This window comes from Candidatus Neomarinimicrobiota bacterium (assembly GCA_041862535.1).
In the GTDB taxonomy this organism is placed as follows: domain Bacteria; phylum Fidelibacterota; class Marinisomatia; order SCGC-AAA003-L08; family TS1B11.
On sequence record JBGVTM010000079.1, the window covers coordinates 1 to 4,431 of the forward strand.

The following is a 4,431-nucleotide window of genomic DNA, read 5'->3' on the forward strand; positions in this document are numbered from 1 at the left end:
TATGTGATTCCTGCTGGCGGGTGGGCGGCGATTCCTACCTCACGGACATCCGCACCGGCGAACGCCGCTCTTCGACAGATACCCTGCGGCACATCTGTGGATTTCCGCGCGATGTACGTGATTTCGGCCCCCAGGGAAAGGGCCTGTTGCGCGCTGGGAATATCCCCGTGTATCTCGAAGTTGAGTTCCCGAACCGGATCTTTCAGGGTCGTTTCGACAGTATCATGAGGGAGGATAGAATAAGCCTCATTCCCACCGGGCAAGAAGAGACGATCACCCTGCCATTCGAAGCCATTCAGTCCATATCCGTCGAAAAGACTCATCGACTGCAAGTCCGCGTACAGGACTGCCTGTACGATCTCAACCTGTGTAAGAAGGGATGCGCCCTGCAGTGGACTGTTTACCTGAAGGACATGCTGCCCCATCTCGATCGCTACCTCAGCCGCCCCATGAGCGGGCATTACCTGAAACCTGTTACCAGCGCTTCACCGCCTGAATCGAGCCCTTTAAAGGAGAGCGTATGACCACACCCTGGGACCTTTCGGTCAACCTGAAAGATGTCGTCCTGGACTTCACCTGGCTCAGCATCCTGCTCATTGCGGGAGCGGCCCTGCGCCGCTATGTGCCCTTCTTCCGGAAGTACCTGGTGCCCAATAATATCATCGGCGGCTTTCTGGGCCTGCTCATCGGTCCCCAGATCCTGGGACTCACCGGCTTCTCCGTCGAACGCTTCGGCATCTATGTGTACCACCTGCTGGCACTCGTGTTTATAGCCCTCGGCCTACGACAGGAAAAAACCAGGTGGGGCACCGGACCCATCAGCACCGGTTGCGGAATGCTTACTATTCTGCTGATTCAGGCTTTCGTGGGGCTCATCATTGCGCTGGGGCTCGTGTACACCCTTTTTCCAGACCTCTTCCCGGGACTTGGTTTGCTGGTGCCGCTCGGCTTCGGCATGGGACCGGGCCTGGCCTATACCATGGGCCATAGCTGGGAGCACTTCGGTTTTGAAGGGGGTGGCGTAGTAGGCCTGACATTTGCCGCGATTGGGTTTCTCATCGCCTATTTCGGAGGCATCCTGCTGATCCAGCGGGGCATCCGCAAGCGGGAAACCACTCTCATCAGTGACATCGACCAGATCAGTGAGGAGGTGCGTCGCGGAGTCCTCAAGGAACCACCTCTGCCGTCAGCCGGGCTGCTCACCATCGCCTCGGAAGCCATGGAACCCATGGCCTTTCAGGTCGGTATGATCGGGGCCCTTTACCTGATAACCTATGCCATCACCTTCGGCCTGGCCAAACTGATGATCAGTGCCGGGCTGGTTGATTTCACACCCACCCTCTGGTCCTTCCACTTTCTGGTGGCCATGCTGGTCTCCCTGGGTGCCCGCAAGGCTCTGGACCTGACCGGCCGCAGCTATACCATCGATCGGGGGCTCATGAACCGCAGCAGCGGCCTGTGCATGGACTACCTGGTGGTGGCTTCCATCGCCGGCATCAGTCTGGCCGTGGTCTGGACCTATTGGCTGCCCCTCCTGCTGATCTCCGTGCTGGCGGGGATCGGCACTTATGCCTGGCTGCGCTGGATCATGTGGCGGGCCTTCGACGATTACCACTTCGAACGCTTTATAAGCCTGTTCGGCGATTTGACCGGTACCATCAATTCCGGGCTGGTACTGGTGCGGGTCACCGATCCCGAGTTCGATACCACCGTGGCCGAGGACCTGGTCTACGGCAGCGGCATTGCCCTGATGTTCGGCTTCCCCCTGCTGGTAGTCCTCAACCTGCCCATGAACGTTTTCGCCAATACCCTCCAGGGCTATTGGATCACGGTGGGGATCATAGTGGCCTACTTTATCTTCATTATCGCCCTCTGGCGGGGGATCAAGTTCCTGCGCTTCCGGGCGGATAAACCGGTCCACCTGCGCACCTAGATGGGTTCCGTCGACCGCCGTCCCACCACCTTGCTGCTGGCCAACGGGGCCGCTTTCCGGGGGATAGCCTTCGGTGCCATAGGCGAAACCGCCGGCGAGGTCTGCTTCAACACCGGCATGACCGGCTACCAGGAAGTCCTCACCGACCCCTCCTACGCAGGCCAGCTGGTGACCATGACCTACCCCCACATCGGCAACACCGGCGTCAATCCCGAGGACGTGGAGTCCGGCCGCATCCAGGTGGCGGGCTTCATCGTCCGCGACGGCGTGACTACCCCCTCCAACTGGCGCATGACCGTGCCCCTGGAAGACTACCTGGTCGCGAACGGCATCGTGGGCATCCAGGGCATCGACACCCGCATGCTCACGCGCATGATCCGCTCCGAAGGCGCAATGAACGGGATCATCTCCAGCGAAGGCACCGACCTGGAAGGCCTGCGGGAGCGGCTGAAGGCGGTCCCCGCCATGACCGGCCTGGACCTGGCCTCACGCGTGACCACCGATCGGCCCTATGCTTGGGGCGATGGGGAGGGTAAATACCGGGTGGTGGCCTACGATTTCGGCATCAAATGGAACATCCTGCGTATCCTGGAGGGCCGTGATTGCGCCGTGACGGTGATGCCGGCCCATACCCCCGCTGGCGAGGTACTGGCGATGAAGCCCGACGGGGTGTTCCTGTCCAACGGTCCCGGCGATCCGGCGCCGGTGAAACCGGCCATCGCGGCGGTCAAGGAACTGCTGGGAGCGGTGCCGGTTTTCGGCATCTGCCTGGGTCACCAGATCCTGGCCCTGGCCCTGGGCGCAAAGACCTACAAGCTCAAGTTCGGCCACCGCGGTACCAACCACCCGGTCAAGAACCTGGAGACAGGCAAAGTCGAGGTGACCAGCCAGAACCACGGCTTCGCGGTGGAGGCCGACTCCCTGGACGAGTCCGTCGCCCGCGTAACCCACATCAACCTGAACGACAACACCGTAGAAGGCTTACGTTGCTTAAAAATTCCGGCCTACTCGGTGCAATACCATCCGGAGGCCTCCCCGGCCCCCACGACGCGCGGTATTTGTTTGATGAGTTCATAAGATTGATGGGATAACTCACCCCCTCCGCCGCTGGCGGTGTCCCCTCTCTTATAATAGAGGGGAAAAGAGGAACACTGATCGGATCTTGGTGATGGCTGGAGGTGTTTTTCGTCAGCATTATCGGATTAAAGCCATCCGTGGTGTTGCCCGCCGGTTGCGTAAACGACAAACCAGCAGTGAGGACTTACTATGGCAGGCACTACGGAATCGCCGGTTTTCCGGTTTGAAGTTCCTGCGCCAGCATCCCATTGGTGCCTCTGTCGTTGACTTTTACTGCCATGAGAAACGGCTCGCTATCGAAATTGACGGGCCGGTCCATTATATGAAGGATATAGCCGAGCGTTACCGAGCACGCCAGGAACTAATCGAGGCCTACGACATCCGCTTCTTCCGCTGTAAGTCTGAGGAAATTGAAAGCAATATCGCGGGAGTACTGGCCAGATTGACGCAGGCGGTGAAGCAGCGTGACTCCGCTCCCCTCTCCCCGCCTTTGGCGGGACAGGCTGACAAAGAGAGGGGAAGACACGCAGTGTCTGGGGTGAGTTTGTCTTACCACCCTGAGGCCTCCCCCGGCCCCCACGATGCCCGCTACCTGTTCGAGGAATTTATCCGGCTGCTGGGAAAATAGCGATCAGCGATCAGCGTTCAGCAATCAGTAGTCAGCATCTAGCGGCTGGAAAGAGGAGTGCCGCTTACAGGACCCACGGCCCGTCGGTATACGGGTTTGCCAGCCGGCGCGACTTAGAAGGCCGTTGCTCTCCCGTCGACAAAAGAAAAAAGGTGACCAGAAATGATGACAAAGACCCCCAACCAATAGATTATAAGCCTAAGGCTCGTCCATCGAGAAAAATTGGCATAGACAAGAGAGAGAACATATGGGAATAGAATTTTAATTTCTATCATTTTCTTTAGAAATAAAGGATGGGTATGTAAATTTTAAAGGTATTCTCGAATATTGCGATTTATACATTTACGATTTATTTGTTCTATCGTTTCTAGCCTATCGCAAGATATGCAATATAGCATTATTAAAAGAAGGAGAAAATAGAACCATGTCATTATTAACTGATGTAGATATCCAAAAAGCGTTGGGTAAGGATATTGTTATAGAGCCTTTTTCGAAAGACTCACTCACACCAGTAGGCTATGACTTCACTGTTGGGAATTACGTATTATCGCTTGAGCAAGGTTTGCTAAATCCAAATCACCAGGGATTCTATGAGCTTCCTCCAAAAAGCACCGTGCAAATCCTAACAAAGGAGTCGCTTTGGGTCTCCGGGAGGATTGGGGGTACATTTCACTCAAAAGTCTCACTTGTTTCAAAGGGTCTTTCGCATATATCTACGACGCTTGATCCTGGATGGTATGGTCCGCTACTAATCACGATACGCAACAATATAGATAAGCCTATTCGAATTGGA

Annotated in this window: 4 protein-coding genes and 1 pseudogene; all 5 read left to right on the top strand. The window is 56.5% G+C overall.

The window, feature by feature from the left end; genetic code table 11:
- Positions 1-524, top strand: a 524-nt coding sequence (locus ACETWG_03200) for a hypothetical protein (protein MFB0515595.1), incomplete at its 5' end; no start/stop codon positions are given.
- Positions 521-1,933: a hypothetical protein gene (locus tag ACETWG_03205; protein ID MFB0515596.1), complete on the top strand. Its 1,413-nt coding sequence runs from the start codon at positions 521-523 to the stop codon at positions 1,931-1,933. The genes ACETWG_03200 and ACETWG_03205, both read left to right, overlap by 4 nt.
- A pseudogene (gene carA / locus ACETWG_03210) lies at positions 1,934-3,024 on the top strand (glutamine-hydrolyzing carbamoyl-phosphate synthase small subunit).
- 77 nt (positions 3,025-3,101) lie between these two features.
- The gene (locus ACETWG_03215) at positions 3,102-3,638 is read left to right on the top strand and encodes a DUF559 domain-containing protein (protein MFB0515597.1); all 537 of its coding nucleotides are present in this window, start codon (positions 3,102-3,104) and stop codon (positions 3,636-3,638) included.
- A gap of 424 nt (positions 3,639-4,062) precedes the next feature.
- On the top strand, positions 4,063-4,431 hold a 369-nt coding region (locus tag ACETWG_03220; GenBank protein MFB0515598.1), incomplete at its 3' end, for a deoxycytidine triphosphate deaminase.

What these genes read in the sequence shown, in the direction of transcription:
- ACETWG_03205 (MFB0515596.1), top strand. Translation starts at nt 521, where the DNA reads ATGACCACACCCTGGGACCTTTCGGTCAACCTGAAAGATGTCGTCCTG.
- ACETWG_03215 (MFB0515597.1), top strand. Translation starts at nt 3,102, where the DNA reads ATGGCTGGAGGTGTTTTTCGTCAGCATTATCGGATTAAAGCCATCCGT.